Source organism: Streptomyces sp. NPDC020379 (assembly GCF_044387105.1).
GTDB lineage: Bacteria > Actinomycetota > Actinomycetes > Streptomycetales > Streptomycetaceae > Streptomyces.
Genome location: NZ_JBIRVR010000059.1, coordinates 1 through 1210, shown reverse-complemented (window position 1 = coordinate 1210; position 1210 = coordinate 1). Strand labels below are relative to the sequence as shown.

2 protein-coding genes are annotated in these 1210 nt (G+C 66.8%); both read left to right on the top strand.

All coding sequences use genetic code 11. From position 1 onward, the window contains the following. Positions 1 to 69 precede the first annotated feature (69 nt). Positions 70 to 672 carry a transposase gene (locus ACH427_RS32325; protein WP_398875395.1) on the top strand — a complete coding sequence of 201 codons (603 nt, stop codon included), beginning with the start codon at positions 70 to 72 and terminating at the stop codon, positions 670 to 672. After that, a partial coding sequence (locus ACH427_RS32320; RefSeq protein ID WP_398875393.1) for a transposase occupies positions 669 to 1210 on the top strand: 542 nt, incomplete at its 3' end. The genes ACH427_RS32325 and ACH427_RS32320, both read left to right, overlap by 4 nt.

The following is a 1210-nucleotide window of genomic DNA, read 5'->3' as shown; positions in this document are numbered from 1 at the left end:
TGCTCGATTCCTCTTTCGGTGGGTATATGTCCTGGTGACAGGTCGGTCTCGGGGGTGGGGTGCCGGGCGATGGTCTTACGGACACGGCAGGACAGCAGGCCAGGCGAGCGGGGGATGGTGCTGCGGCTGGCGAGGTCGAGGAAGGCTCCGCGGGACCTGGCGATGCGGGCGAGAATGGTCGAGCTGAGCTGGGCCGGGGAGACCGTTCCGGTGATCGCCTACGAGCTGGGCTGCAGTGAGAAGACCGTGCGGTGCTGGTTGCACCGCTTCAACCAGTCCGGGCTCGAAGGGCTGGAAGACCTCGGTGGCCAGGGACGCAAACCCAGGATCACCCAGGCGGAACGCTCACACATCATCGCTCTGGCCAGGTCAGCGCCACCGGGCCGGCTGGAAGTACAGCCGGACGGTGAACTGGAAGCCGCTGACGAGTCGGGGCCGCCGCTCTGGACACTGGACACACTCGCCGAGGCGGCCCGGCAGGACGGGATCGAGGTCGGGCGTTCCCAGGTGCGACGCATCCTGCTCGCCGAGGGAGTGCGCTGGCGACGCACCAGATCCTGGACCCGGTCAAGGGATCCGGACTTCGAGGGAAAAGGACGCGGATCACCGGCCTTTACACCTGCCCGCCCGACGGCGCGACGGTCATCTGCGCCGACGAGCTCGGGCCGGTGATCCCCCGCACCTTCCCGCCGGCGCCGGGCTGGTCGCCGGACGGCCACCGCATCAAATCCGAGATCGACTACAGCCGCGGGCCGCAGAAGACCTGGGTCTACGGCGGCCTTCGCGTGCGGGACGGTCAGCAGGTCACCATGACCGCCTCCTCCCGCAACAGCGCCTTCTACCAGCAATTCCTGAAACGGATCGAGACCGCCAACCCCACCGGCAACATCTATGTGATCACCGACAACCTCTCCTCGCACAACAGCCTGTCGACCCGTACCTGGCTGGAGGACCACCCCCGCATCCGCCACGTCTTCATCCCTGTCGGAGCCTGCTGGCTCAACCTCCAGGAAGGCTGGTGGCGCATCTTCCGCAAGACCGCTCTCGCAGGCCAGTCATTCGCCGGACCAGCCGAGATCGACCACGCCACCCGCCTCGCAACCACCCAGCTCAACAAGCGTGCACGTCCATGGGTATGGGGCAGGCCCCCGCCTCCAACCCGCCAACTACGACGCCGATATGTGTACACCGAAAGAGGAATCGAGCACTA